The organism is Mycobacterium sp. ABE4_509, from assembly GCF_056160785.1.
On sequence record NZ_JBSWXU010000028.1, the window covers coordinates 1 to 24,610 of the forward strand.

Consider the following 24,610-nt stretch of genomic DNA (forward strand, 5'->3'; position numbering starts at 1 on the left):
GTGCGGCCGGCTCGGTCTGGTCGTCGCGGTGGCCGCCGACCCGCTGGCGCGGTTGTCCGGGCTGACCGCCACCGCGGAATGGCTTTCCGGCGCCGCGCTGGTCGGCTACGGCGCACTGCTCTACGCGGTGTCCGGGGTGCGGTCGGTGCGGCGGGTCGGTCAGGGCGTCCTCGTCGGAAACCTGGCCTTCGCCGCCGCCGTCGGCGTCGTGCTGGCCGGCGGCTGGCTGCCGCTGACCGGGTTCGGCGTCGCTGCCGCGGTGACGTTCGTCGCGGTCACGCTCGGCTTCGCCGGGCTGCAGTACCTCGGGGTGCGCCGTCTGGCGCGACCCCCGCATGACTGGTCCGGGGCCGGCGCCGCGCACGCGAGGAGCGTGAGCTCGCGGGTGCGAGGTTCCGGCGTCGGCTCCGGCACCGGTCGTCCGTTCGCAACACCCATCCACTGAAAGGAATCACCATGACCGCCACCTTCTCCGCACGGCTGGGCGAATCGACCGACTCGCTGCTGCGTTTCGCGATGCGCGCCGACGCGGTGCTGACCGGGTTGGCCGGCGTGCTCGCCCTGCCGCTGGCCGGTTGGCTGGCCACCGTGTCGGGCACCACCACGACCATCGAGTACTCGCTGGCGGCGTTCTTCATCGGCTACGGCGCGGTGGTGTTCGGGCTGTCCACGCTGCCGCGGGTCGCGACCGCGGGCCTGGCGGTGATGGCGGCCAATCTGCTCTATTCGGTGGCTACCGTCCTGGTGGTCGTCACCGATGTGTGGACGCTCACCACCACCGGGATCGTTCTGGTGCTGGCCACCGGGGTGTACACGCTGGTCTTCGCCGACCTGCAGTACGTGGGCTGGCGGCGGCTGCGCCGGACGTCGGCCGAACACGCATAGCCGCAGGATCCGGTGGCCCGGCGCGCGGCACCGCCAGTGCCCGCGCCGGGTACGCGTGTGTCGCGCACCCTCAGAGCTTGCGCAGGCGCAGCCGGTTGATGGAGTGGTCGGCGTCCTTGCGCAGCACCAGCGTGGCGCGCGGCCTGGTCGGCAGGATGTTCTCGATCAGGTTGGGCCGGTTGATCGACTGCCAGATGTCCCGGGCGGCGAACATCGCCTGCTCGTCGGACAGTGTCGAGTAGTGGTGGAAGTGCGATGCCGGGTCGGCGAACGCTCCGGCCCGCATCGACAGGAAGCGCGAGATGTACCACTGCTCGATGTCCTCGATGCGCGCGTCGACGTACACCGAGAAGTCGAACAGATCCGACACCATCAGCGCCGGACCGGTCTGCAGCACGTTGAGACCCTCGAGGATGACGATGTCGGGGTGCTCGATGATCTGCTTCTCGCCGGGCACGATGTCGTACAGCAGGTGCGAGTACACCGGAGCGCACACGGCGTCGGCGCCCGACTTGACCGCGGTGACGAACCGCATCAGCGCCCGGCGGTCATAGCTTTCCGGGAAGCCCTTCCGGTGCATCAGGTTTCGCCGCTTCAACTCGGAGTTGGAGTACAGGAACCCGTCGGTGGTGACGAGGTCGACCCGGGGGTGGTGCTCCCAGCGGGCCAGCAGCGCCTGCAGCACGCGGGCGGTGGTGGACTTGCCGACCGCAACGCTGCCGGCGACGCCGATCACGAACGGCACCGGGCGGTCCGGGCTCTGCACCGGCTCGCCCAGGAACTCCGCGGTCGCCGCGAACAGCGCCTGGCGCGCCGCCACCTGCAGGTGGATCAGACGGGCCAGCGGCAGGTAGACCTCCTGGACCTCGAGCAGGTCGATCTTCTCGCCCAGACCGCGCAGCTTGACCAGTTCGTCCTCGGTCAGCTTCAACGGCGTCGACATGCGCAGAGCGCGCCACTGACTCCGGTCGAATTCCACATAGGGGCTCGGGTCGCTCAGCCGCGCCATGCGCACAGTCTTGCAGCTAGCGTGGGGCGGCATGGACCCTGGTATCGATTCCGGCGCGAACGCCGGGCTGGACTCGGCTGCTTCTGCTGGCTTCGTACGCGAGTACCTGACGCTCGGACTGCGCTTCGACAGGGTGGAGGAAGGCTACGTCGACGCGTTCACCGGTGACCCCGCCCTGCGCCGTGCGGTGGCCGACGAGCCGCGCCCCGAGCCCGCCGATCTGGTTCGTCAGGCGCAGCGGCTGCTCGCCGAGCTGCCCGCCGGGCTCGACGATGCCCGCGCCGCGTTCATCGGTGCCCACCTGCGGGCGCTGGCCTGCGCGGGGCGCAAGTTCGCCGGTCAGGACGTCGGCTTCGTCGACGAGGTCCAGGCCTACTTCGACGTCCGGATCGGCCGCGGGGACCCCGAGCGCTACCGGCAGGCGCACACCAGGCTCGACGAGGCGCTCGGCGGGTCCGGGCCGCTCGCCGAGCGGGTCCAGGCGCACCGGTCGGCCGAGGAGATTCCGCCCGCCCGCCTCGAGGAGTGCATTCACGCCTTCTCCAGTGCGCTGCGGGACCGGGTGCGTGCGACGTTCCCGCTGCCGGCCCGCGAGACCATCACCTACGAGGTGGTCACCGACAAGCCGTGGTCGGGGTTCAACTACTACCTCGGCGACTACACCTCCACCGTGGCCGTCAACGCCGACCTCAAACAGCAGATGTCGAACCTGCCGCGGCTGGTGGCCCACGAGTCCTATCCCGGCCACCACACGGAGCACTGCCGCAAGGAGGCGGGCCTGGTGGAAGGCCAGGGGCAGGCCGAGCAGACGATCTTTCTGGTCAACACACCGCAGTGTCTGATGGCCGAGGGGTTGGCCGACCTGGCGCTGTACGCCGCCGTGGGCCCCGGGTGGGGTGGCTGGGCCGGCGAGATCTACGCCGACCTGGGCCTGCGTTTCGACGGTGAGCGGGCCGAGGCGATCTCGGAGGCCACCGCCGCGCTGGCCGACGTCCGCCAGGACGCCGCGCTGATGCTGCACGACCAGCATCGCCCTGTCGACGAGGTCGTGGAGTTCCTCAAGCGGTGGCTGCTGGTGAACGACGAACGGGCCAGGCAGATGCTGCGCTTCCTGTCCTCACCGCTGTGGCGGGCCTACACCAGCACCTACGTCGAGGGATACCGGCTGCTGCGCGGATGGTTGGACGCCCGGCCCGACGAGGTCAGCCTCACCGACCGGTTCGCCAGGCTGCTCGACGAGCCGCTGATCCCGTCGTCGTTGCGGGCCGGCGAGCTTTCGACCGCGGACGTGCATTCCCGGTAGCGCCGGGCGCCGGGCCGCTACCACCGGCGCACGCTCGCGTCCTGCCACCGGACTAGGCTCGCAGGCATGACTGCTGACTCCACCATCGCCGGTCTGGGTGCCGAGTACGCCGATACCGCCAGCGAGGCCTACCGGGCCGCGCTGCGGGTGATCGAATCCGTCGAGCCCCGCATCGCCGCCGCGACCCGCAAAGAGCTTGCCGACCAGCGGAGTTCGCTCAAGCTGATCGCCAGCGAGAACTACGCCTCACCGGCGGTGCTGTTGACCATGGGCACCTGGTTCTCGGACAAGTACGCCGAGGGCACCATCGGGCACCGCTTCTACGCGGCCTGTCAGAACGTCGACACCGTCGAGGCGCTGGCCGCCGAGCACGCCCGCGAGCTGTTCGGCGCCCCGTACGCCTACGTGCAGCCGCACTCGGGCATCGACGCCAACCTGGTCGCCTACTGGGCGATCCTGGCCACCCGGGTCGAGGCCCCGGGCCTGGCGGAGATGGGCGCCAAGCACACCAACGATCTGTCCGAGGCCGACTGGGAGTCGCTGCGCAACAAGATGGGCAATCAGCGGCTGATGGGCATGTCGCTGGACACCGGCGGCCACCTGACGCACGGCTTCCGGCCCAACATCTCCGGCAAGATGTTCCATCAGCGCCAGTACGGGACCAACCCGCAGACGGGGTTCATCGACTACGACGCCGTCGCCGCCGCGGCGCGCGAGTTCAAGCCGTTGGTGCTGGTGGCCGGCTACTCGGCGTACCCGCGGCGGGTGAACTTCGCCAAGATGCGCGAGATCGCCGACGAGGTGGGCGCCACGCTGATGGTCGACATGGCGCATTTCGCCGGCCTGGTGGCGGGCAAGGTGTTCACCGGTGACGAGGACCCGGTGCCGCATGCCCACGTGACCACGACGACGACGCACAAGTCGCTGCGCGGTCCGCGCGGCGGCCTGGTGCTGGCCACCGAGGAGTACGCACCCGCGGTGGACAAGGGCTGCCCGATGGTGCTCGGCGGCCCGCTGTCGCACGTGATGGCGGCCAAGGCGGTCGCGCTGGCCGAGGCGCGCCAGCCGGCGTTCCAGGCCTACGCCCAGGCTGTTGCCGACAACGCCCAGTCGCTGGCCGACGGCTTCGTCAAGCGCGACGCCGGACTGGTCACCGGCGGCACCGACAACCACCTGGTGCTGCTCGATGTGACCTCGTTCGGCCTGACCGGCCGCCAGGCGGAGTCGGCGCTGCTGGACTCCGGGATCGTCACCAACCGCAACGCCATCCCGGCCGACCCCAACGGGGCCTGGTACACCAGCGGCATCCGGTTCGGGTCGCCGGCGCTGACCACCCGGGGCTTCGGCGCCGACGAGTTCGACCGGGTCGCCGAGCTGGTGGTGGAGGTGCTGAGCAACACCGAGCCCGCCGCCGGGCCGAACGGTCCGTCGAAGGCGAAGTACACGCTGGCCGACGGCACCGCCGAGCGGGTCCGCGCCGAAGCCGCCGAGCTGCTCGATGCCAACCCGCTCTACCCCGGCCTGACTCTGTAGATCTCTCCGCCGAACTGGCATTCCGGCAGCGTCTCTCTCGCACTTTCGCTGCCGGAATGCCGTTTCGGCGCGACACGTGCGCGGGAGTTTTACGATTCCCACAGAGTTGGGTTACTGTAACCGCATGGCACAGAAACCTGTCGCTACTGCGTTGACCGTCGAGCTCGAGCCCGTCGTCGAGCAGGAGCTGCGGCGTCACCTCGACACCGAGGACATCTGGTACGCCCACGACTACGTACCCTTCGACCAGGGCGAGAACTTCGCGTTCCTGGGCGGACAGGACTGGGATCCTTCGCAGGTCAGCCTGCCCCGGCACATCACCGATGCGCTCGAGATCCTGCTCATCACCAAGGACAACCTCGCCGGTTACCACCGCGAGCTGGTGGAGCACTTCATCCTCGAGGACAAGTGGGGCCGGTGGATGGGCCGCTGGACCGCCGAGGAGACCCTGCACCAGATCGCGTTGCGCAACTACCTGGTGGTCACTCGCGAGATCGACCCTGCGGCCAATGAGGACGTGCGCGTCGAGCACGTCATGAAGGGCTACCGCGCCGACTCCTACAGCCAGATCGAGACGCTGGTGTTCATGGCGTACTTCGAGCGCGCCCACGCCGTGTACTGCCGCAACCTGGCCGCCCAGATCGCCGAACCGGTGCTGGCGGGCATGGTGGGCCACATCGCCAAGGACGAGGAACGCCACGAGGAGTTCTTCGCCAACCTGGTCTCGCACTGCCTCAGTCAGCATCGCGACGAGACGATCGATGCCATCGCGGCCCGCGCAGCGACCCTCGACGTGGTCGGCGGCGACATCGACGCCTACGGCGACAAGGTGCAGGTCGTCGCCGAGAAAGGCATCTTCGACAGGGCGGCGCTGGCCCGCGTCGTCTCCGACCGGATCACCGGCTGGGGTTTGGCCGACGAACCGCGTCTGGCACAGTTCATCAGCTCGTAACTCCCGCGCCGTCCCGTCTCGGCGCGCCTGTCAGGCGCGAATGGCGCACCCGGAGTAGCGTCGTTTCCGATGGCTAGCGAAATGCTCTGCTGTCCGGGCGGTCCAGATCGATTCGATTCGAAAAGGACCGGCCCCGGTCCTGAGGCCGCTGTGTGTCCACCGAGAACGTTCGTGTGGGGCCACATGAACTTGGATGCCTCGAGGAGCGCTCTGTGACTGATTCGCAGGATCGGCCGGGCCAGCAAGCCGACGGATGTCGGACCTACGTGCTCGACACCTCAGTTCTCCTATCCGATCCGTGGGCAATCATGCGGTTCGCCGAACACGAAGTGGTTGTCCCGCTGGTGGTGATCAGCGAACTCGAGGCCAAACGGCATCACCATGAGCTCGGTTGGTTCGCCCGGCAGGCGTTGCGGCTGTTCGACGATCTGCGTCTGGAGCACGGGCGCCTCGACCAGCCGATCTCGGTGGGCGAGCTGGGCGGCACGCTGCACGTCGAGCTCAACCACAGCGACCCGACGGTGCTTCCGGCTGGTTTCCGCACCGACACCAACGATGCGCGCATCCTGACCTGCGCGGCCAACCTGGCCGCCGAGGGCAAGCGAGTCACGTTGGTGAGCAAGGACATTCCGCTGCGCGTCAAGGCCGGTGCCGTCGGCCTGGCCGCCGACGAGTACCACGCGCAGGACGTCGTCACGTCCGGCTGGACCGGGATGGCCGAGTTGGAGGTCGCCGGCCAGGACGTCGACGCGCTGTTCGCCGACGGCGACGTCGACCTCGAAGCCGCCCGCGACCTGCCCTGCCATACCGGGGTTCGGTTGCTGGGCACCAACTCTCACGCCCTGGGTCGGGTCAACGCCGACAAGCGGGTGCAGCTGGTGCGCGGCGACCGGGAGGCGTTCGGCCTGCGGGGCCGCTCCGCCGAACAGCGCGTCGCGCTCGATCTGCTGCTGGACGAATCGGTGGGCATCGTCTCGCTGGGCGGCAAGGCCGGCACCGGCAAGTCCGCGCTGGCGCTGTGCGCCGGGCTCGAGGCGGTGCTGGAACGGCGCACCCAGCGCAAGGTCGTGGTGTTCCGCCCGCTCTACGCGGTCGGCGGTCAGGACCTGGGCTACCTGCCCGGCAGCGAGAGCGACAAGATGGGTCCGTGGGCCCAGGCCGTGTTCGACACCCTCGAAGGCCTCGCCAGCCCCGCGGTGCTGGAGGAGGTGCTCTCCCGCGGCATGCTCGAGGTGCTGCCCCTGACCCACATCCGGGGCCGGTCGCTGCACGACTCGTTCGTGATCGTCGACGAGGCGCAGTCGCTGGAGCGCAACGTGCTGCTGACTGTGCTGTCGCGGCTGGGCTCCGGCTCGCGGGTGGTGCTGACCCACGACGTGGCGCAGCGGGACAACCTGCGGGTCGGTCGCCACGACGGTGTGGCCGCGGTGATCGAGAAGCTCAAGGGGCATCCGCTGTTCGCCCACATCACGCTGCTGCGCAGCGAGCGCTCCCCGATCGCGGCGCTGGTGACCGAGATGCTCGAGGAGATCGGCCCGGGGAACCTGCCCTGATTGGTGATTTCGGCGTGGTTGTCACCGCTGGGCGACGACAACCACGCCGAAATCGCTGGGTGATGGCGCCGGTTGCGGCGGTAGCGGCCGCGCTGGGGTTGATGACGGCGCCGGGCGCCGCGGCCCAGCCGGTCGATTGCGCGCAGGTCAAATGCGTGGCGTTGACCTTCGACGACGGGCCGGCCGCCCACACCGACCGGCTGCTGCAGATCCTGCGTGACCAGGACGCGCGCGCGACGTTCTTCCTGATCGGCGACAAGGTGGCAGCCGACCCTGCCGCCGCGGCGCGCATCGCTGCGGCGGGCATGGAGATCGGCAACCACACCTGGTCGCATCCGGACATGACGATGCTGCCGCCGCAGGAGATCGCCGCGCAGTTCGCCGGGACCAACGACGCCATCGAGGCGACGACCGGTCAGCGGCCGACGCTGGCCCGCACCGGCGGCGGCACCGTCGACGACGCTGTGCTGGCCGAGGCGGGACGCCAGGGGCTGGCCGTGATCAATTGGGACGTCGTGCCGTTCGACTGGCTCAACGACGCGAACATCGCCGAGACGCGTGCGGTGCTGATGCGCCAGATCCGGCCCGGTTCGGTGGTGTTGCTGCACGACACGTTCGCCTCGACGGTCGATCTCGTCGCCGAGTTCCTGCCGGTCCTGCAGGCCAACGACTACCACCTGGTGACCGTCACCGAGATGCTGGGGCCACGCGCCCCCGGCAGCCTCTACGGCGGCCGGGACAACGGCCCGCCGGCCGATGATCTGGTCGACCGCCCGGGTTAGCGCCGGCCGACCCGCCACCCCGCATACACCAGACCGATCCCGGCCGCCGCGATGATCGGCCCGGCAATCGACCACGTGGTGGTGCCGGTCATCGGGCTGCCGCCGACGAGGCCGAACCCCTGAAGCGCGAACAGCGTGCCGGACAGGGTCACCAGGACACCGAGGCCCACCAGCGCGATGGATGAGATGGTTCGCATCGGACCAGGCTAACTCCGCCCACTCGGGCCCCTGGGCCGATGATCCCGTTCGATCGTCGCTGCGGCGAACCGGTCCACCGAGGTCAGTGGCGGCGGCGGGACTCCACCAGATACCACCCCGCGGCGGCTGCTCCCGACATCGCCAGCATCCGGTCGGCGCCGCCGCCGTTGCGCACCTTCGACAGGCCCAGCAACGAGGCCAGCCCCAGCATCACGAACCCGGTGCCCAGCGCGGGCTGGCTGGTGGCCGTTGTGACCAGAGTGCCGGGAGTGGACGCCGGTGCGGCTGATGCGGCTGATGCGGCGATGTCAGCGATGTTGTGGTGTACAGGCACCGAGCCCTCCTTGAGCCGAACGCGTGAGACCACTCGACGCTAGGCCGCGACCGGCCCGCGACGAATCGGGTGTTTCCCTAATCTTGTTGCGGTCTCGGCGATTCGTCAGGCGTTTCGCGTGATCGGTGCGCCCGGATTCGCGTCAGCGCAGGTCGTCTTTGACCTTCGCCATCGCCAGCACGTCCAGCCGCTTGTCGAGCTCCTCCTCGGAGAGCTTGTCGCCGATCAGGCCGCGGTCGATGACCGTCTGGCGGATGGTCTTGCGCTCCTTGAGGGCTTCCTTGGCGACCTTGGCGGCCTCTTCGTAGCCGATCGCCGAGTTCAGCGGCGTGACGATCGACGGCGAGGACTCGGCGAGCTCACGCAGCCGCTCGTCGTTGGCGACCAGGCCGTCGATGCACTTGGTGGCGAACAGCTTCGACGCGTTGGACAGCAGCGTGAACGACTCCAGCACGTTGCGGGCCATCATCGGGATGTAGACGTTGAGCTCGAAGGCGCCCGAGAGGCCACCGACCGTCACGGCCGCGTCGTTGCCGATCACCTGGGCGGCCACCTGTGTGACGGCCTCCGGGATGACGGGGTTGACCTTGCCCGGCATGATCGAGCTGCCCGGCTGCAGGTCGGGCAGCTGCAGCTCGCCCAGACCGGTCAGCGGGCCCGACCCCATCCAGCGGATGTCGTTGGCGATCTTGGTCAGCGACACCGCGATGGTCTTCAGCGCGCCGGAGGCCTCGACCAGACCGTCGCGCGCGGCCTGGGCCTCGAAGGAGTCCACCGCGGTGCGCAGCTCGGCGATGCCGGTCTCGTTGACGAGCACCTCGACCACCTTGGCGCCGAAGCCGTCGGGTGCGTTGAGCCCGGTGCCCACGGCGGTGCCGCCGATCGCCAGCTCGCCCAGCCGGGGCAGCGACGCCTTGACGCGCTCGATCCCGGCCTGGATCTGGCGGGCGTATCCGCCGAACTCCTGGCCCAGCGTCACCGGGACCGCGTCCATCAGGTGGGTGCGGCCGGACTTCACGGCGGTGTGCCACTGGCCCGCCTTGGCGGTCAGCGACTCGTGCAGCGTCTCCAGGGCCGGGATGAGGTGACGCACAGCGGCTTCGGTGGCCGCGATGTGGGTGGCGGTGGGGAACGTGTCGTTGGAGCTCTGCGACATGTTCACGTCGTCGTTGGGGTGCACGGTCACCCCGTTGGTCGCGCAGATCGAGGCGATTACCTCGTTGGTGTTCATGTTCGAGCTGGTGCCCGAGCCGGTCTGGAACACGTCGATCGGGAACTGGTCGTCATGCTGACCGTCGGCGATCTCGGCCGCGGCGGCGATGATCGCGTCGGCCTTCTCCGCGGCCAGCAGCCCCAGATCCTTGTTGACCTGCGCGCAGGCGCCCTTGAGCAGGCCCAGCGCGCGGATCTGGGTGCGTTCCAGCGGCCGGAAGGAGATCGGGAAGTTCTCCACCGCCCGCTGGGTCTGCGCGCGCCACAGCGCGTTCTTGGGCACCCGCACCTCGCCCATGGTGTCGTGTTCGATCCGGTACTCGGTGTTGTCGACGCCGCTGTCGGTCATTGGCTCCCTGCTCGTTTCGGTTCGGACTGGTTGTCGGGTTCGGTGCCTGCGGCCGGTGCTTACGGCAGCGGGTAGGCGGCGGTCTTGTCGCCGGTGAAGTCGACTGCGGAGTACTCGTTGAGCTTGGCCAGCCGGTGGTAGGCCTCGACCATCCGGACCGTGCCGGACTTCGATCGCATCACGATCGACTGGGTGGTACAACCGCCACCGAAGAACCGGACCCCGTTGAGCAGGTCGCCGTCGGTGACGCCGGTGGCGCAGAAGAACACGTTCTCGCCGGAAACCAGGTCCCTGGTGGTCAGCACCTGGTCGATGTCGTGGCCGCGGTCGATGGCGCGCTGGCGCTCGTCGTCGTCGGTGGGTGCCAGCGTCGCCTGGATCTCACCGCCCATGCAGCGGATCGCGGCGGCGGTGATGATGCCCTCGGGGGTGCCGCCGATCCCGGCGAGCATGTCGGTGCCCGAATCCGGCCGGCACGCCGCGATCGCGCCGGCGACGTCGCCGTCGGAGATCAGCCGGATACGCGCACCGGCGGCGCGCACATCGGCGATGAGGCGCTCGTGGCGGGGCCGGTCGAGGATGCACACGGTGATGTCGGAGACCGAGGCCTTGCGCACCTTCGCGATCCGCTGGACGTTCGCCGCGATCGGCGAGGTGATGTCGATGAAGTCGGCGACGTCGGGCCCGGCGGCGATCTTGTTCATGTAGAACACCGCCGACGGGTCGAACATCGCTCCGCGCTCGGCCACGGCGAGCACCGAGATCGCGTTGGGCATGCCCTTGCTCATCAGGGTGGTGCCGTCGATCGGGTCGACCGCGAAGTCGCATTCGGGTCCGTCGCCGTTGCCGACCTCCTCGCCGTTGTAGAGCATCGGCGCGTTGTCCTTCTCGCCCTCGCCGATCACCACGACGCCGCGCATCGACACCGAGTTGACCAGCTCGCGCATCGCGTCGACGGCGGCTCCGTCGCCGCCCTCCTTGTCGCCGCGGCCGACCCAGCGGCCGGCTGCCATGGCTCCCGCCTCGGTCACCCGGACGAGTTCGAGGGCGAGGTTGCGGTCAGGGGCTTCCCGGCGCGAGGGCGTTGTCATGGCCAGATTGTCCCATTAGCGGGTCGGGGTCCGGGAGCTGGGATACTGGCTGGCATGACGACGCCGCCCGAGCCGGGTCCGCAGGTCGGCGGGCAGACCGCCGGCCACCCCGATCCCGCTGGTTCCGACGGCGCGGACGCCGGCTACGCAGGACCGGCGCCGCGCCCGCAGAAGTCCCGTCTGCTCCAGGACGGGCGGGACATGTTCTGGTCGATGGCGCCGCTGGTGCTGGCCTGCGTGGTGCTGGCCGGCCTGCTCGGGATGTGCTCGTTCGCCCCGACCGGGCCGGGGCGGGGGCCGGCACCCGACTACGACGCACCCGCGGCGCTGCAGGCCGACGCCGACGCGCTGGACATCCCGATCCGGCTGCCGCAGCTGCCCGACGGGTGGCAGGCGAACTCGGGCAGCCGGATGGGTATCGACGGCGGCCTCACCGACCCGGTGAGCGGGCAGCAGGTGCGTGCGGTCGCCTCGACGGTGGGCTACCTGACACCCAGCGGGGTGTACATGAGCATCACGCAGAGCAACGCCGACGAGGAGCGCCTCGTCGCGACGTTCGGTCCCGATCTGGTGCCCACCGGCGTGGAGGACGTCGACGGTGTCAGCTGGGTGGTCTACCAGGGCGGTGAGCGCGACGGCAGGCCCGCCGAGCCGGTGTGGACCGCACAGGTGGACGGCCCGTCCGGGCCCGCCCAGCTCGCCGTGACCGGAGCTGGCGGTACGGATGAGTACCGTATGCTGGCTGCTGCGACGCAATCCCAGTCACCTTTGACTCCGATGTAGCGCACCGCTGCGTCGCGAAACGGACGGAGACGCCATGACCGCCCCGGACCGCGCTGCCGCCGATGAGGCGGCCCCGGAATCTGACCTGACCGGGTGGGAGGCGGCGCCGTTCACCGCCGCCGGGCTCACCTACGACGTCTACCGCAAGGGCAGCGGGCCCGGTGTGGTGCTCATCCCGGAGATGCCCGGCCTGCACCCGGGTGTGCTGGCGCTGGGAAATCACCTGGTGGACAATGGTTTCACCGTTGCCGCCCCGTCTCTGTTCGGCACCCCGGAGGCGCCCGCGATGTCTCCCGGCGCGGTGGCGGTGCTGCTGAAGGGCTGCGTGGCCAAGGAATTCGCGGCGTTCGCCACCAACGCCGACCGCCCGGTCGCCCACTATCTGCGGGCGCTGGCCCGTGACCTCGACGAGCGCACTCCCGGCAAGGGGGTGGGCGTGATCGGCCAGTGCTTCACCGGGGGGTTCGCGCTGGCGGCGGCCGTCGACGACAGCGTGCTGGCGCCGGTGATGAGCCAGCCGTCGCTGCCGCTGCCGCTGACCCCGGCCCAGCGCCGCAACGCCGGGGTGTCCGAGGCCGAGATGAAGGTCGTCGAGCAGCGCGCGACCACCGAGAACCTGTGCGTGATGGGGTTGCGTTTCACCGCGGACCCGTTGGTTCCCGGCGAGCGCTTCGCCACCCTGAAGGAACGGCTGGGCGACGCGTTCGAGGTGATCGAGATCGACTCGACGAAGGGCAACGAGCACGGTTTCGGGCGGATGGCGCATTCGGTGCTCACCGCCGAGGTGCGCGAGGTCGACGGCCAGCCGGCCTACGAGGCCCGCAAGCGCGTCGTGGAGTTCCTCAAGTCCCGGTTGAGCTAGCCGTACCGGGCTCCGGTTCGGGCTCCGGCGCGTCATCGGGCTCCGGTTCGGGTTCGGTGGCGCCGCGGCGCCCGCCGGGCAGCACCCGCCGCCAGAACGGCACGCCCCCATCGTCGTCCTCCTCGGGTGAGTCGGCCCGGGTGCCGGCGATCGACTCCAGCGGTGCTCCCCGGTAGACCACCAGGTACACGCTGATCGTGGTGACGATGACGATCATCAGCACCGGACCCAGCACGATTCCCCAGAACCCGAACATGCGCAGGCCCGCGAACACGGCCAGCAGCATCAGCGCGGGATGCAGGTGCGCGCTCTTGGGCACCAGCATCGGGCGTAGCACGTTGTCGATGTTGGTGGTGATCACCAGGTGGAACACGATGACGAAGACGCCGCCGAACACGTTGCCGAACAGCGCCATCGCGATGCCGAGGGGAATGGTCAGGATGCCGCTGCCCAGCGGGATGAACGACAGCGCGGTCAAGAAGATGACGAACATGAAGAATCCGTCGTGGATCCCGCCGAGGTAGATCGAGATCGCGCCGGCCGTTCCCTGGCAGACGGCGATGATGAACTGCCCCTTCACCGACGCCGAGACCATCGCACCGACCTTGGCGAGGTAGATGTCGGATACGTGTTCGCCCAACGGGTTGAGGTCACGGAACAGCGCCAGGACCCGGTCGCCCTTGGTCAGGAAGGCCAGGAACACGTAGAGGAAGATGACCAGCGCGGTGACCAGTGATGCGATGCCGCCCACCGAGTCGCGGACGAACCCGAGGGCGAACTGGCCGCCGTTCTGGCCGAGCTTGGTCATCGCCTCCCGTACGGAGTCCTGGGTCAGGGTGACGTCCATGAACGGAATGCGGCTCAACACGTCGTTGGTCGAATCCAGCAGTCGCTGGGCCAGCGCGGTGAAGTCGGTCTCGGAGACCCAGCGGCTCACCGAGGTGACCATCTGGCTGATCTGCAGGAAGGCCAGAAAAGCGACCCCGGTCAGCGGGATCGCGACGATCGCGATCGCGGCCAGCAGCGTCACCGTCGCCGACAGGGCGACGTTCATCTTCGACCGGAGCCGGTTGTAGAGCGGGGTGAACAGATAGGCCAGTACCGCGGCGATCGCGATCAGCAGCACATAGGAGCGCAGGAAGTACGCCCCGAAGCCGAGGGCGACGAGGGTGACCACGACCAACGAGCGCTTCTGCGTGAGCGTCATCTCGTCGCGCATACGCCCTCCCGTCGGTTGCCGAGCGCAACCCTAACCGCAAACGGGGATGCAGGACGCCTAACCGAGGGTCTGGCGGGAGCGCTGCCCCGTCACGAAGCGCATCGCCATCCGGTTCATCAACGTGGGTACGATCCGCGCGAACAGCCATTGTGCGTGCGCCGCAGCCGGTTTGACCAGGATGGCCTTGTTGCGTTCGACGGCGCGCAGCGTGTCGGAGGCCAACCGGTCGGCGTCGTAGGCCTTGCCGCCCTGGTTCTGCAGGAAGTAGTCGCGGCCGACGAAGCCACCGACGGCGCCCTTGTCCAGGATGGGTGTCTCGACCGCGGCCGGGCACACCACGGTGACCCCGACGCCGCGCGGGACGGCCTCGGAGCGCAGCGCCAGCGACAGGCCGACGACGGCGTGCTTGGTGGCGACGTAGCTGGTGACCTGCCCGGCGGCCGCCAGTCCGGCCATCGAGGCGGTGTTGATGATGTGGCCGTGGCCCTGGCGCAGCATCTGTGGATAGGCGGCCGCGACCCCGTGCACGACGCCGCGCAGGTTGATGTCGATGATGGCGTTCCATTGATCGAGGGTGAGCAGTTCAGTGTCGCCGCCCCAAACGATCCCGGCGTTGTTGAACATCAGATCCAGCCGCCCGGCGCGGGCGACCACCTCGTCGACGGCGGCCTGCACGGCGTCGGCGTCGGTGACGTCCAGGGATGCGGCCTGGGCCCTCGGGCTCAGTGACGAGGCGGTGCGCTCGGCGGCACCCGGGTCGATGTCGGTGCACACCACGTGTGCGCCCGCCCGATCGAGTGCGCGGCACAGCGCCGCGCCGATGCCCGACCCGGCGCCGGTGACCAGGGCGGTCTTGCCGGTGAACGTCGCTGTGCTCACGCCTGCTCCATCAGCTTCATCACGTGACCCATCACGTCGGGGTAGCGCTTGAGGTGCGCGCCGCCGTTGATGTCGAGCACCTCGCCGGTCAGCCATGAGGAGCCTGGGGAGCACAGGTAGACGACCGCGTCGGCGATGTCCTGCGGGGTGCCCGCGCGGCCGAGCGCGGTGTTGCCGACGTAGTCCTCGACCACGCCGGGCACCGAGGCCGCCGCAGCTGTCAACGGTGTGTGCACGAACCCCGGAGCCACCGCGTTGACCCGGATGCCGCGCGGCCCCATCTCCAGCGCGGCGACCTGGGTCAGCATCGACAGGCCGGCCTTGGCCGAGCAGTAGGCGCTCATGCCCGCTGCCGGCTGCCGGCCGTTTAGTGAACTGATCTGGACCAGGGAACCACCCTGGCGTAGATGCCTGCCCGCATGTTTGGTGACGATGAACGCGCCGTTGAGGCAGACGTCGATGACCGCCCGGAACTCTTCGGCGGGCATGTCGGTGATCAGGCCGACGTTGCTGAATCCGGCACAGTTGACCGCGATGTCGAGGGGCCCGATCCCGTCGAAGAGGCGCTGTACCGAGCTTTCGTCGGTGACGTCGACGTGGGCGGCGGCGTGCGCGGCGCCGAGTTCGGCGGCCCGGGACGTCGCGGCGTCGCCGTTGAGGTCGGCGATCGTGACGCGGCAGCCGTCGGCCGCCAGCGCCTGGGCGGTGGCCCACCCGATGCCGGACGCTCCGCCGACGATGACGGCGAGGCGGTCGCTACTGTTGCTCATCCGGTTGGCCTTTCCACGACTCGGTAGAACGCGTTCCAACTTCACACCCGCGGCTCGAAAGTGCAATAGCCCGGGCCGATTCTGATGGCAGACTCGGGTGGGTGACCGAACTGAAGAGATCTGAGTCGATCGCGGTGGCGGTGCCGCCGGACGAGCTCTACGCGCTGGTGTCGGATGTGACGAAGATGGGGCAGTGGAGTCCGGAGTGTGAGGACTGCTGGTGGGACGAGGGGACCGGCCCGCAGGTCGGCGCCTGGTTCACCGGCCGGAATTCCGCCGGTGGCCGCACCTGGGAGACCCGTAGTCAGGTGGTCGCCGCCGACCCTGGGCGCAAGTTCGCGTGGGAGGTGAACAACGGTTGGGTGTACTGGGGCTACACCTTCGAGCCGCAGGGCGAGGGCGCGCTGCTGACCGAGTGGTGGGAGTTCCTGCCCGCCGGCATCGAAGGGTTCCACCAGGTGTTCGGCGACGCAGCCGAGGCCGAGATCGCGACCCGCAGTGAGGCGGCGCGAACCGGTATCCCGGTGACTCTCGCCGCGATCAAGCACACCGCCGAATCCGCCTGAGAACCCGTCCAGCCCTCGCAGGCAGCCGGCCTGGCGTGTCTGTCGTCGGCGGCTGGCGGTCGGGCCCGTCCCCGAACAGGTCGACCGAACCGTAGGCCAACGGTGGGCGTCTGATGATCGCGGGCCCACGCCCGCCGCCGCCTCGTGATCCGGGGTTGCCGGGGTTCTGCCTCGGGTTCGCTCGCGGTCATCGTCGGAAGTTAGCCATCGCAGGCCCTGGCAGCGCGTTCTGGGCTCCCTCGCCGCGGCGCGCGGCGGCGGCGTGGGCGACGGCGCCGAGCCGCATTCCGGTTTCGCCGCGCCGCCCTTCGATCACCCTTTCTGCAAACTGCTGTTCATTCGACACATTGTCGATGTAGCGTCAGGCGCTCCCACGGTTCGGAGTCCGAGGCGCGACATCAGTGCCATCAACTGGCTATTCGTTCTCGCTTTATATTGACGATGTGGTTAGATACCTCTTTGGCCACAGCGGCTGGCGAACCCCACAACCACGGCAGCGGGCGGGTGGAGTTGGTCTCCCGCAACGAACTGAAGCGGCGTTCCGCGTGGGCGCCCACTGGGAGGGTGTCGTGGAATCAGCGGGTCTCGGTGTGCGCGTCAGTGCGGCTGCATTTGCCCTCGGGCTCGGCCTTGCGGTCGCGTCCAGCCCCGGTGTCGCGTTAGCTGATGAGTCGGGCTCAGATCCTTCGTCGCGATCTTCGGACTCCGCGGGCTCACCGGCATCCGACGCCTCGGGTGACTCCGCCGCCGCGTCGACAACCCCGGATTCGGACACCGATACCGAGGCGCCGGACCCCGATTCCGCGCCGGCGGCCGACGAGTCCGACGACCCGGATCTCGACGTCGACGGTGAGGAGTCGGACGAGCCGGACGACGTGGATTCCGCCGAACCGCTGTCGGACCTGTCGGACTCGCTGGCCGGTGACGGCGCCGAGTCGGAAGGCGACGCGGATCTCGACGTCGACGGTGAGGAGTCGGACGGGCCCGACACCGAGACACAGCCGGAGCCCGCTGCCGACACCCAGGCCGATCCGGTCCCCACATCCGGGTCGGACGCCGACGCGGTCACTGCTCCCGCCGAGGCAGTGGTCAGCGGACCCAGCACCTACGCGCGTACGGCCGAGGACTCCGCCGCGCCCGAGGCCGCCGCGCTGAGCGTCGCCGTGCAGGGTGACGAGGACACCGGCCCCGACACGGAGGTCGCATACGAGGCCGCGGCGTCCACGCCGGGGGCTGACGGCCCGGAGCCGGCGGCCGAGGTCGCGACGCAGCAGGCGCAGAACGCCGCGCTCGACGTGGAGCCCAAGAGTGCCCCCGCCCCGCGCAACCTGGTGACCGAGTTCCTGTCGATGCTGGGATTCGCACCGTCGGCCGCCGGCGGCGGTGTGCCGCTCGCGCCGCCGGCTTTCCTGACTGCGGTGCTGGAGTTGATTCGCCGCGAGATCGACAGGATCTTCTTCAACGACGCCCCGGTTGCTGAGGTAGTGACGACCGGGGAGCCGGTCTCGGGCACCGCCACCGGATTGATTGCCGCCTCGGATCCCGAGGATGATCCCTTGACCTACACGGTCACCCAGGCTCCCGCTGCGGGCAGCGTGACGCTGGACGAGTACGGCGGGTTCAGCTACACCGCTGGTGCCGGGCTCGCCGCGACGGGCGGAACCGACACCTTCGTCGTCGAGGTCAGCGGCGGACGGTCCGGTCTGTTCGGGCTCGGTCGGAATGCGACCAGCGTGCCGGTAACGGTCACTATCAGCGCACCGGTGACCGGCGAAGGGACTGATGGGGCTGGCGAGCCCGCCGCCGGGGTTGCCGAGCCCGGCGTGGCGGCGGCACCCGCCCAGGAGGTCGACGGCGCCGACGGTGCAGCCGGCACCATTTACCAGGTTTCCACCACCGGCGAGAACGTCGTCGGATTCGATCCCGCCACCGACAAGATCGACGTCGGTGAGGTGACGGTGCACAGCTTCATCATCGTGGACACCGACACGGGTGTGGGATTCCGCAACCCGTGGACGGGTGACACCGTCGTGATCGAAGGTGTCTCGCTCGGTCAGCTCACCGTCGACAGCTTCACCCCGATCGCCAACAACCATCTCCGACAGGATATTTCCGGCGCACTGGCCTGGGAGCAGGGCATCGCCGAACAGCCCAACACCGTCTACGCACGCTCCCACGAGGTGGGCCAGGTCGACGTCGTGGAATTCGACCCCGCCACTGACGTCGTGGACTTCCGCTACTTCGCCACCCGCGAACAGATCTACATGACCGACAGCGCTAGCGGCGTGGTCATCTCCAATTCCAGCACCGGGCAGGCCCTGATCCTGCAGGGCGTCGACACCGGCGAGCTGACCGCACAGAACTTCGTGTTCCACTCCGCTCAGGTCCGCGAGGACGCACTGAACGAGCAACTGGGTATCGGCCCGGTGCCCGATGCTCAGGTACTGGCCCAGACAGTGCCGGTGGCCGGCACAGACGACTGGCCCACTGCCGTCGGAAACGGCACGGCCCCCAACCCCGCCGCCGAAACCGGTACCACCACGGTGATCTCGTGGCAGTGGGGTACCGATACGGCGCTCGATTTCGACCCTGCCTCGGACACGCTGGACTTCAACTGGTTCCAGGCCGACCAGTTCGACGTGAGCGAGAGCGCGGGGTCGACGGTCATCGAGATCGTCAACAACGAACAGACTTACACGCTGAACGGTGTTGCGCTGGGCGAGTTGCAGATCAGAAACATCATCGCGCTGGACAACGGCGCCCGGCAGAAGTGGCAGGCGCTCATCGAAGCGGCGGAACCGGTACAGCCGGCCGAATTGCCGACCCTGTCAGTGGCGGATGCCGCTGCGGCCGAAGGTGACTCGGGCACCTCGACGATGACCTTCACCGTCTCGCTCTCGGAAGCCTCCGAGGAGCAGGTGACGGTCAACTACGCCACGAGCAACGGGACCGCGACGGCGCAGGACTACGTGCCGGCGGTGGGGACCCTGACCTTTGCGCCCGGCGAAACCGTCAAGACCGTCGACATCGCGGTGACCTCCGACTCACTGGTCGAGCTGGACGAGCAGTTCACGCTGAGTTTGTCGGCGGCCGACAACGCGACGATCGCCGACGCTACGGCTACCGGCACCGTCGTCAACGACGATGTGGACCAGACTCCGGATACCCTGCCCACGGTCTCCATCTCCGATCTGGCCGTCGTCGAGGGCGACGGCGAGCACAGCCACTTCATGTTCACCGTGGCGCTGGACAAAGCGTCCGCCGAGACGGTCACGGTGCAGTACGCGACCGCCGATGGGACGGCCAGCGCCGGTGAGGATTACGCTGCGGGCTCTGGGACGGTGACCTTCGAGGCCGGGGTGACTTCGCAGATGGTGCACGTGGAGGTCCTCGGAGACACCGTCGTCGAGGGCGACGAGACCCTCGCGGTGATCTTGTCGGCCCCGTCGGGGGCCACGCTCGGCGACGCCACCGCGGTGGGCACCATCACCGATGACGACGTCGACGAGCCCTCGGACACCCCGCCGGCGGTGTCGATCGGCGACGTCTCGGTGGTCGAGGGCAACTCGGGTAGCTCGGTGCTGAGTTTCGAGGTGACGCTGTCGGAGCCCTCCGAGGACGTGGTGACGGTGGACTATGTCACCTCCGATGGCACCGCCACAGCGGGTGAGGACTACGTGGCAGCCGCGGGCACGGTGGTGTTCGCGGCCGGGGAGACCTCGAGGATCGTACAGGTGGAGGTTCTCGGGGACGTCGTCGTGGAGGACAGCGAGACGCTGACCGTGACGTTGTCGGATCCACTGGGAGCCACCATCGCCGATGGCGCGGCGACGGGGATGATCGTCGCTGACGACGCCGGCGTGGTTGTCGAGGATCGCTGGGGGGAGGCATTTTTCGCCCCCTATGTCGACATGGCGGGCTGGCCGGTGCCGGATCTGATGGAGATCGCGGCGGAAAACGGTGTCTCGCTGGTGGTGTTGGCGTTCGTGCAGGCAGACCCACAGGGTAATCCGGCGTGGGCGGGGCTGTCTGCGTTGGGCGTCGATTCCGATACCCAGCAGGCTCAGGCGATCAACTCCTCGATCGCCGAATTCCAGGCTGCCGGCGGCGATGTGATGCTGTCGTTCGGTGGGGCGGCCGGGACCACCCTGGCCCAGTCCTACGTCGCGTCCGGCAAGGATGCGCAGTCCTTGGCCGACGCCTACGGCAGTGTCATCGATGCCTACGGGCTCAACCGGGTCGATTTCGACATCGAAGGCGCCGCGGTGGCCGATCCCGCCTCGATTGCGTTGCGCAGCGAGGCGTTGGCGCTGCTGCAGCAGGATTACCCCGACGTCGAGATCTGGTACACGCTGCCGGTGTTGCCGTCCGGATTGACCGCCGACGGTCTCAACGTGGTGGATTCGGCGTTGGCCGCCGGGGTCGAGCTCGACGGGGTCAACGTGATGGCGATGGACTACGGCGAGTCCGCGGCACCCACGAGCGGACCCAACGCCCAATCGATGGGGGAGTATGCGATCGAGGCCGCCGAGTCGACCTACGCCCAGTTGTCGGCGCTGGCTGCACAGCACGACCAGGAGTTCGGTTGGAATCAGCTGGGCGTGACGCCGATGATCGGGGTCAACGACGTCCAGACCGAGGTGTTCACCCTCGCCGACGCTCAGGCGCTGGAGGACTTCGCCAACGAGGTCGATCTGGGCATGCTTTCGATGTGGTCGATTGCCCGCGACACACCGGGCAGCCTGGGCATCGCCTCGCCGACGGCCTCGGGCCTCGACGAGCCGGCCGCCAGTTTCAGCAATATCTTCAACGACTACGGCACGATCAACATCATCGACCTGGGCTCGGGCGGGGGTGAGACCCCGGTCGAGGGCGGCACCACCACGACGATCGGCTGGCATTGGGGCACCAACACCGTGGTTGCCTTCGACCCAGCCTCCGACAAGCTGGATTTCGTCTGGATGGGTCCCGACAGCTTCGAAGTGAGCGAGCAGTCGGGGTCCACCGTCATCGGGATCGTGGACAACGAGCAGACCTATACGTTGGATGGTGTCGGGCTCGATGTGTTGCAGATGGGCAACATCGTCGCTCTCGATCAGGGCACGGTGACGAAGTGGCAAGCGATCCTGGCGGGTGCGGTCACGCCCGAGCCCGAGCCCGAGCCGGTGATGCCGACGGTGTCGATCGGTGATGCCTCGGTGGTCGAGGGTGATTCGGGTTCGTCGGCGTTGAGTTTCACGGTGACGTTGTCGCAGGCTTCCGACGGGGCGGTGGCGGTGGACTATGTGACCGCTGATGGCTCGGCGTTGGCGGGTGAGGACTATCTGGCCGGTGCGGGGACGGTGACGTTCGCTCCTGGGGTGACCTCGCAGCTGGTGCAGGTCGATGTGCTCGGTGACACGGCGGTCGAGGACAGTGAGACGTTCACGGTGACGTTGTCGGCTCCGTCGGGTGCCACGCTCTCCGACGCGACAGCTACCGGCACCATCGTCGCCGACGACGTCGCCACCCCCGAAGAACCGGGCACCGGAGAACCCGGCAATGCCACGGCGACAGTCGACTTCGTGAAGTCCTCGGACTGGGGAAGCGGCTTCAACGGCGACGTCACGGTCACCAACACCGGCGCCGACACGCTGTCGGACTGGCAGGTCCGGCTGGACTTCGACGGCGACATCTCCTCGATCTGGAACGCCCGCATCGTCTCGCACGACGGCGACACCTACATCATCGAGGGTGCGGAATGGAATTCCGATGTGGCACCGGCAGGTTCGACCGCATTCGGATTCACCGCCGGCTCTGGAACGGTGTCCAGCGTCGTGCTGGTCGGCGCTGCGGACCCGGCAGAACCAGGTGAGCCCGGCGAGCCCGGCGACCCGCAACCGAGTGCCCCGCAGCTGTCGGTGGCCAACACCGCCGTGCAGGAAGGCGACAGCGGTGGTTCTGCGATGGTGTTCACCGTCACGCTGTCCGAGCCGGCCGACGAGGCGGTCACGGTGCGCTACCGCACCCAGGACTTCACCGCGGCCGCGGGAAGTGACTACGAAGCCACCGAGGGCGTACTGACCTTCGCCGCCGGCGAAACCGCCAAGGACGTCAGCGTCACCATCCTCGGCGACACCACCTACGAGGGCAACGAATCGCTGATGCTGGTGCTCTCCGAGGTCAGCGGTGCGGAGTTCGCCACCTCGGAGGGGGTCGGGCTGATCCGCAACGACGACGCCAACCCCGACGGTGAGCCGGAGTACCGGGTGGTGGGCTACTTCGTGGAGTGGGGCACCTACGGACGCGACTACCAGGTCAGCGACATCCCGGCCGACAAGCTGACGACCATCAACTACGCGTTCGCCGATATCAGCGACGACGGCGAAGTCGTGATCTACGACCGCTATGCCGCGGTGGAGAAGAACTTCCCCGGTGACACCTGGGATCAGGAGGTGCGGGGGAACTTCAACCAGCTGGCACAGCTCAAGCAGGACAACCCCGACCTGGAGGTGCTGATCTCGGTCGGCGGCTGGACGCTGTCGGACAACTTCTCCGATGTCGCGGCCACCGAGCAGTCCCGGGAGAAGTTCGCCGAATCGGCCGTCGACCTGATGGTCACCTACGGGTTCGACGGCATCGACCTGGACTGGGAGTATCCGGTGTCCGGCGGGCTGGAGTCCAACGCCTACCGGCCCGAGGACACCGAGAACTACGTGCTGCTGGTCCAGGAGATCCGCGACCAGCTCGACGAGCTGGAGGCCACCGACGGGGCCGACAAGGAGTACCTGCTCACGATCGCGGGCCCGGCCGGCTACGACAAGATCGAGAACTACGACCTGGCCGGCATGGCAACGTATCTCGACTACTTCACCGTGATGACCTACGACCTGCACGGTGCCTGGGATTCCCAGACCGGCCATCAGGCGGCGCTGTACTCCAGCTCGCAGAATCCCGACGATCTGTACTACGTCGACCACGCCATCGACCTGTACCTGGCCGATGTCGACCCGTCCAAGATCGTGCTGGGCAGCCCGATGTACGGACGCACCTGGCAGGGGGTCGGCCAGACCGCCGACGGCGGGCTGTACGGTTCGGCCACCGGCGCCGGGCTGGGAACGTGGGAGCCGGGGGTCATCGACTACTCGCACATCATGGAGTTGGTCGAGCAGAACCCCGACCTCTACCAGGTGTACTGGGATGACGAGGCGAAGGCGTCCTACGTCTACAGCACCGCCGACGGCGGAACGTTCATCACCTACGAGAGCATCGAATCGCTGCAGTACAAGCTCGATTACATCGAGTCGCTGGGCTTGGGTGGCGTGATGTTCTGGGAACTCGATGCCGATATCCGCGACGCCGACGACGAGGATTCGCTGCTCGGGCTCGCCGCGCGCAACCTGCTGGGAACCCAGGACGACGCGCTGTGATCAACGTCTGACGCAGCGAAAGCTGATGTGGCTCATGCCGGTATCGACGGCCTGCGGCCGCCGCGCCGCGGGCCGGTACCGCATGCAGTAGCTGTCGGCGCACAGGAACGACCCGCCCTTGACGACCCGGCGCGGGACCTTGAACTGCGGCTGGGCCGGGTCGTAGCTGTGTTCGGCGCAGCCTGACCCGTCGCCGGGTTCACGGTGGTCGCCGACGTACCAGTCGACGGTCCACTCCCAGGCGTTGCCGGCCATGTCGTACAGCCCGTAGCCGTTTGGCGGGAAGCTGCCCACCGCAGCGGTCTGCCCGTACCCGGTTTCCGGGAGGTAGGGGAACTCGCCGTGCCAGTAGTTCGCCAGTCGCTGGCCGCGCTGCTCGGGTTCGTCTCCCCAGGTGTAGGCGGCGTGCGGCAATCCGCCGCGGGCAGCCACCTCCCACTCGTTCTCCGTCGGCAGTGCCAGCCCGGCCCAATCCGCGTAGGCCTGCGCATCCTCGAACGCGACGTGCACGACGGGGTGGTTCTCCCGGTTACGCAACGACGAACGCGGGCCCCGCGGATGGTTCCAGCACGCCCCCGGCGTCCACGTCCACCACTGGCTGAGGTGGCGCAGATCCACCGGGCCACCGGTCCGGCGGAACACCATCGATCCCGGTACCAGGTTCTCCGGTGGCGCACCGGGGTAGTCGGCAGGATCCAACGGTCGCTCGGCGACGGTGACATATCCTGTCGCCGAAACGAACTCGGAAAACCGGGCGTTGGTGATCTGGTATCGCTGGATCCAGAAGCCGCCGACCGTGACCTCGCGCGTCGGCGCCTCTTCGGGGTAGTGGTCGTCAGACCCCAGCACCGCGGTCTGGGCCGGAATCCAGACGAGATCGGCGTCAGTCACGTCGAGGCTGCGCTGACGGCGGGCAGGCAG

20 protein-coding genes are annotated in these 24,610 nt (G+C 68.7%); 11 read left to right on the forward strand and 9 right to left on the reverse strand.

Translation table 11 applies throughout. From position 1 onward, the window contains the following. Together ACXAID_RS08835 and ACXAID_RS08840 are read left to right on the forward strand one after the other, a co-directional pair. Positions 1-445 (forward strand): hypothetical protein (locus ACXAID_RS08835; RefSeq protein ID WP_475021825.1); only part of this gene is annotated, 445 nt, incomplete at its 5' end. An 11-nt stretch (positions 446-456) separates the two neighbouring features. After that, complete coding sequence (locus ACXAID_RS08840; protein WP_475021826.1) at positions 457-885, forward strand: hypothetical protein; 429 nt, start codon at positions 457-459, stop codon at positions 883-885. Positions 886-955: 70 nt separating this feature from the next. Here ACXAID_RS08840 and coaA read toward each other — a convergent pair whose 3' ends face one another. Then, on the reverse strand, positions 956-1,894 hold the full coding sequence (coaA, locus tag ACXAID_RS08845) for a type I pantothenate kinase (protein ID WP_475021827.1): 939 nt from the start codon (positions 1,892-1,894) through the stop codon (positions 956-958). A gap of 31 nt (positions 1,895-1,925) precedes the next feature. Here coaA and ACXAID_RS08850 point away from each other — a divergent pair, with 31 nt between their 5' ends. From ACXAID_RS08850 to ACXAID_RS08870, 5 genes are all read left to right on the forward strand, one after another. Next, on the forward strand, positions 1,926-3,197 hold the full coding sequence (locus ACXAID_RS08850; RefSeq protein ID WP_475021828.1) for a DUF885 domain-containing protein: 1,272 nt from the start codon (positions 1,926-1,928) through the stop codon (positions 3,195-3,197). Positions 3,198-3,263: 66 nt separating this feature from the next. Next, positions 3,264-4,730 carry a glycine hydroxymethyltransferase gene (locus ACXAID_RS08855; RefSeq protein WP_475021829.1) on the forward strand — a complete coding sequence of 489 codons (1,467 nt, stop codon included), beginning with the start codon at positions 3,264-3,266 and terminating at the stop codon, positions 4,728-4,730. Positions 4,731-4,854: 124 nt separating this feature from the next. Continuing rightward, complete coding sequence (locus tag ACXAID_RS08860) at positions 4,855-5,682, forward strand: acyl-ACP desaturase (RefSeq protein WP_475021830.1); 828 nt, start codon at positions 4,855-4,857, stop codon at positions 5,680-5,682. 308 nt (positions 5,683-5,990) lie between these two features. Continuing rightward, the gene (locus ACXAID_RS08865) at positions 5,991-7,235 is read left to right on the forward strand and encodes a PhoH family protein (protein WP_475021854.1); all 1,245 of its coding nucleotides are present in this window, start codon (positions 5,991-5,993) and stop codon (positions 7,233-7,235) included. A gap of 62 nt (positions 7,236-7,297) precedes the next feature. Next, positions 7,298-8,017 carry a polysaccharide deacetylase family protein gene (locus tag ACXAID_RS08870; RefSeq protein WP_475021855.1) on the forward strand — a complete coding sequence of 240 codons (720 nt, stop codon included), beginning with the start codon at positions 7,298-7,300 and terminating at the stop codon, positions 8,015-8,017. On the opposite strand, the gene ACXAID_RS08875 is transcribed toward ACXAID_RS08870, so the two are convergent. From ACXAID_RS08875 to glpX, 4 genes are all read right to left on the reverse strand, one after another. Continuing rightward, on the reverse strand, positions 8,014-8,214 hold the full coding sequence (locus ACXAID_RS08875) for a hypothetical protein (RefSeq protein ID WP_475021831.1): 201 nt from the start codon (positions 8,212-8,214) through the stop codon (positions 8,014-8,016). The two genes, ACXAID_RS08870 and ACXAID_RS08875, sit on opposite strands and share 4 nt — an antisense overlap. Positions 8,215-8,297: 83 nt before the next feature. Beyond that, on the reverse strand, positions 8,298-8,549 hold the full coding sequence (locus tag ACXAID_RS08880; protein ID WP_475021832.1) for a hypothetical protein: 252 nt from the start codon (positions 8,547-8,549) through the stop codon (positions 8,298-8,300). A 142-nt stretch (positions 8,550-8,691) separates the two neighbouring features. Then, positions 8,692-10,110: a class II fumarate hydratase gene (locus tag ACXAID_RS08885; RefSeq protein WP_475021833.1), complete on the reverse strand. Its 1,419-nt coding sequence runs from the start codon at positions 10,108-10,110 to the stop codon at positions 8,692-8,694. 59 nt (positions 10,111-10,169) lie between these two features. After that, on the reverse strand, positions 10,170-11,201 hold the full coding sequence (gene glpX / locus ACXAID_RS08890) for a class II fructose-bisphosphatase (protein ID WP_475021834.1): 1,032 nt from the start codon (positions 11,199-11,201) through the stop codon (positions 10,170-10,172). A 54-nt stretch (positions 11,202-11,255) separates the two neighbouring features. On the opposite strand from glpX, the gene ACXAID_RS08895 reads away from it, so the two are divergent. Together ACXAID_RS08895 and ACXAID_RS08900 are read left to right on the forward strand one after the other, a co-directional pair. Beyond that, complete coding sequence (locus ACXAID_RS08895; RefSeq protein ID WP_475021835.1) at positions 11,256-11,984, forward strand: DUF4245 domain-containing protein; 729 nt, start codon at positions 11,256-11,258, stop codon at positions 11,982-11,984. A 34-nt stretch (positions 11,985-12,018) separates the two neighbouring features. After that, positions 12,019-12,846 carry a dienelactone hydrolase family protein gene (locus ACXAID_RS08900; protein WP_475021836.1) on the forward strand — a complete coding sequence of 276 codons (828 nt, stop codon included), beginning with the start codon at positions 12,019-12,021 and terminating at the stop codon, positions 12,844-12,846. Here the strand turns inward: ACXAID_RS08900 and ACXAID_RS08905 are convergent. The 3 genes from ACXAID_RS08905 to ACXAID_RS08915 are packed head-to-tail and all read right to left on the reverse strand — an operon-like array spanning position 12,827 to position 15,714. Next, positions 12,827-14,065, reverse strand: coding sequence for an AI-2E family transporter (locus ACXAID_RS08905; protein ID WP_475021837.1), 1,239 nt, complete (start codon positions 14,063-14,065; stop codon positions 12,827-12,829). The two genes, ACXAID_RS08900 and ACXAID_RS08905, sit on opposite strands and share 20 nt — an antisense overlap. Before the next feature lie 57 nt (positions 14,066-14,122). Further along, a complete protein-coding gene (locus ACXAID_RS08910; protein ID WP_475021838.1) occupies positions 14,123-14,944 on the reverse strand; it encodes an SDR family oxidoreductase in 822 nt (273 codons plus the stop codon). Continuing rightward, a complete protein-coding gene (locus ACXAID_RS08915; RefSeq protein WP_475021839.1) occupies positions 14,941-15,714 on the reverse strand; it encodes an SDR family NAD(P)-dependent oxidoreductase in 774 nt (257 codons plus the stop codon). Before ACXAID_RS08915 ends, ACXAID_RS08910 begins: the two co-directional genes overlap by 4 nt. 101 nt (positions 15,715-15,815) lie before the next feature. On the opposite strand from ACXAID_RS08915, the gene ACXAID_RS08920 reads away from it, so the two are divergent. Beyond that, on the forward strand, positions 15,816-16,280 hold the full coding sequence (locus ACXAID_RS08920) for an SRPBCC family protein (protein ID WP_475021840.1): 465 nt from the start codon (positions 15,816-15,818) through the stop codon (positions 16,278-16,280). Positions 16,281-16,849: 569 nt separating this feature from the next. Next, the gene (locus ACXAID_RS08925) at positions 16,850-23,689 is read left to right on the forward strand and encodes a glycosyl hydrolase family 18 protein (RefSeq protein ID WP_475021841.1); all 6,840 of its coding nucleotides are present in this window, start codon (positions 16,850-16,852) and stop codon (positions 23,687-23,689) included. On the opposite strand, the gene ACXAID_RS08930 is transcribed toward ACXAID_RS08925, so the two are convergent. Continuing rightward, positions 23,690-24,580 carry a formylglycine-generating enzyme family protein gene (locus ACXAID_RS08930; RefSeq protein WP_475021856.1) on the reverse strand — a complete coding sequence of 297 codons (891 nt, stop codon included), beginning with the start codon at positions 24,578-24,580 and terminating at the stop codon, positions 23,690-23,692. It lies immediately after the preceding gene. Between the last annotated feature and the right edge of the window lie 30 nt (positions 24,581-24,610).

Bases quoted from the DNA above. Each gene is read 5' to 3' on its own strand.
- ACXAID_RS08860 (WP_475021830.1), top strand. From the start codon at position 4,855: ATGGCACAGAAACCTGTCGCTACTGCGTTGACCGTCGAGCTCGAGCCC.
- ACXAID_RS08885 (WP_475021833.1), bottom strand. From the start codon at position 10,110: ATGACCGACAGCGGCGTCGACAACACCGAGTACCGGATCGAACACGAC.
- ACXAID_RS08895 (WP_475021835.1), top strand. From the start codon at position 11,256: ATGACGACGCCGCCCGAGCCGGGTCCGCAGGTCGGCGGGCAGACCGCC.
- ACXAID_RS08905 (WP_475021837.1), bottom strand. From the start codon at position 14,065: ATGCGCGACGAGATGACGCTCACGCAGAAGCGCTCGTTGGTCGTGGTC.
- ACXAID_RS08870 (WP_475021855.1), top strand. From the start codon at position 7,298: ATGGCGCCGGTTGCGGCGGTAGCGGCCGCGCTGGGGTTGATGACGGCG.
- glpX (WP_475021834.1), bottom strand. From the start codon at position 11,201: ATGACAACGCCCTCGCGCCGGGAAGCCCCTGACCGCAACCTCGCCCTC.
- ACXAID_RS08915 (WP_475021839.1), bottom strand. From the start codon at position 15,714: ATGAGCAACAGTAGCGACCGCCTCGCCGTCATCGTCGGCGGAGCGTCC.
- ACXAID_RS08865 (WP_475021854.1), top strand. From the start codon at position 5,991: ATGCGGTTCGCCGAACACGAAGTGGTTGTCCCGCTGGTGGTGATCAGC.
- ACXAID_RS08900 (WP_475021836.1), top strand. From the start codon at position 12,019: ATGACCGCCCCGGACCGCGCTGCCGCCGATGAGGCGGCCCCGGAATCT.
- ACXAID_RS08875 (WP_475021831.1), bottom strand. From the start codon at position 8,214: ATGCGAACCATCTCATCCATCGCGCTGGTGGGCCTCGGTGTCCTGGTG.
- ACXAID_RS08850 (WP_475021828.1), top strand. From the start codon at position 1,926: ATGGACCCTGGTATCGATTCCGGCGCGAACGCCGGGCTGGACTCGGCT.
- coaA (WP_475021827.1), bottom strand. From the start codon at position 1,894: ATGGCGCGGCTGAGCGACCCGAGCCCCTATGTGGAATTCGACCGGAGT.
- ACXAID_RS08840 (WP_475021826.1), top strand. From the start codon at position 457: ATGACCGCCACCTTCTCCGCACGGCTGGGCGAATCGACCGACTCGCTG.
- ACXAID_RS08855 (WP_475021829.1), top strand. From the start codon at position 3,264: ATGACTGCTGACTCCACCATCGCCGGTCTGGGTGCCGAGTACGCCGAT.